Source organism: Arthrobacter echini, assembly GCF_008107445.1.
Classification (GTDB): domain Bacteria; phylum Actinomycetota; class Actinomycetes; order Actinomycetales; family Micrococcaceae; genus Arthrobacter_D; species Arthrobacter_D echini_A.
Genome location: NZ_VSLD01000024.1, coordinates 1 through 2,108 on the forward strand (window position 1 = coordinate 1; position 2,108 = coordinate 2,108).

The following is a 2,108-nucleotide window of genomic DNA, read 5'->3' on the forward strand; positions in this document are numbered from 1 at the left end:
CCTTCAACGCCCAATTCAGAAGGGAACAACTCACCGGGGAAATCCTGGACACCATGGCCGAAGCCCGGTACCTCGCCCAGGAATGGAAGGACATCTACAATCATGAACGGCCCCACGGATCCCTCGACGGAATGACACCCTCGACCTACTGGAAACGCTGGACCGCAGACAACCAACTAGCTATCGCATAGCCACTGGACTGCAAACGGGGACCCAACCAGAAGCTCATCGCATGAAGAGGCATTGTCGTGCCGAGGTGGCCGCGGAGCTTGTGGAAGTAACGCCCAGCGGTGAAAGACGTTGGTACAAGGCAGGCCATGACCCCACCGAACTGCGTGTTCTCTGCTCCAGCAGCAATGAACATGCCGTAAATGTTCGCGTGCCCGTACAGGACGTGCGCGAAATCTTCCCGCACTTGGGAAGTGAGTTGAAGACGGCCATACGGGGGATTCATTATCGTCGCGAGGGCTTTGTCCTCCCTCAAGACCAAACCATCTCCGCACTGCGAGAGGACCGGGATAGGTTCCCTACGTGTCTCAGGGATCTGTGCGAGGACGTGAAGAGTCTCGGCACCTAGAACGACGTTGGTCAGCCACACTGACCAGGGGTCGGTATCGATTCCCTGAATGAGTGAGGGAAGACTGCGCAGCAGAAGCGTGGGGTCATCATGGACTGATGCGCGGAGATGCTCACGCAAGGGAGGGACAAGGAGAGCCCCAGCTCCGCAGGCAGGATCTCTTACCAGCCCGGTAAGCCTTTGATCACGCCCGCGAGTGAAGCCGAGGCCGTGACGCGCCATGTCCCAGAGGCGGCTAGCGAGAAGCGAAGGCGTGTAGTGCTTGCCTTCCTTTGACCGCTCTTCACCTGGCAACGATGAAACATACAGCAGCCCAAGCTCTTCGGGGGTAGTCGAAGCGCTGATTGCAGGAGAAGACTCCGAGGGCGAAAGATCTGTGGGGGGTTGGGCTGCGAGGCTGACGCGCACGTCGAGCCAGCGCCCGCTCAATCCAACAAGGGAGGCCTTGTCCGCCCACCAGCGGGGAACCGAGGCCAGAATGGCCCTGGTGTCAGCTGTCAGCGATTCGTCGCCGAACGAGGCAGACGCCGCCAAGGTCAGATTCGACATGATGCACCCCTTATCAATGGCTGGCTGAGACACATGCCGGCCACACGCCGAGCTGCTTGAGGTAAGGCTACCTGCTCCATCCAGCTGCGATGCTGCTGGCAAATCCTTAAGTTGACTGCGCCGGGAGCCGCGGATGGATTTGTATACTGCAAGACACTATAAACAAAGAGGTACTCAAAATTACCAATTATGGGCTTCTTCGTCAGTCCGGGTCAAATAATGAGCTCATATGCTTACCTATCACCTGTGCCGAGTCCGCCCATGTTAGTGCGCGCCCGGTTGTAACCTGCTCGCCGTCGCCGTGTGAAATCTTCTTCCTAGCAGCCACCATCGCCCCTAAGTGGCTTCTTAGTTCCTGATCGTTTTTATCAAGCAGCTCTTCTAGAGAATTTCGCCAGGACGGGTCGAAGGAGCCGACGAAAGTCAGCAGCTGCTCAGGCGTCGCGCCTAGTCCAGTACGAAGGTGGTGAGCAACCCGTCGATGTAATCGTGGATTTCCCGTCTCTGCTGCAAATAAATCCGCAAGGTCGTCGCGCACCGCTTCCACGTACCCGACCGCTCGAACAGTTAGGTAGCGGGCGAGGGCGCGGCTGACGACATCTGAGGTACTGATATCGAGAGTCCGCAGGCAGTCTTGAGTTTCTCTTAGGTCCAGTAGCCGGTGTCGTAGGGATGCCCTGTAGGTCGATGTCATGAGGTCAGTATTGTCATTGCTCGTTCAAGTCTGGTGTCTACAGCATCCTTATCTGCTGTAGCGCGGCCGGTGTGTGTAAGAAATTGTTCGTCCCCAATCAAAATAGACATGCGGTTAGAAAGATCAAGAGGAAGGCTGTCACTTGTGATTGCTTGCATTACGGGCTCTTCAAGAAGCAGAGTGTAGGTCCGTCGGCGATGTCTTGAGACTTCAGGTGGAAGGGTCCGTGAGGGTGCGAGCTGGCTAGGTGCTGTGGCAACAGCGGGATGAGGGGGTCGAGGTCTCCGA

Annotated in this window: 2 protein-coding genes; one reads left to right on the forward strand and one right to left on the reverse strand. The window is 57.1% G+C overall.

The annotated features are described in order from the left end of the window. Positions 1-191 (forward strand): integrase core domain-containing protein (locus FQ377_RS14630; protein WP_148601879.1); only part of this gene is annotated, 191 nt, incomplete at its 5' end. A gap of 1,137 nt (positions 192-1,328) precedes the next feature. On the opposite strand, the gene FQ377_RS14635 is transcribed toward FQ377_RS14630, so the two are convergent. Next, positions 1,329-1,820, reverse strand: coding sequence for a hypothetical protein (locus FQ377_RS14635; RefSeq protein WP_148601893.1), 492 nt, complete (start codon positions 1,818-1,820; stop codon positions 1,329-1,331). Positions 1,821-2,108: the final 288 nt, after the last annotated feature.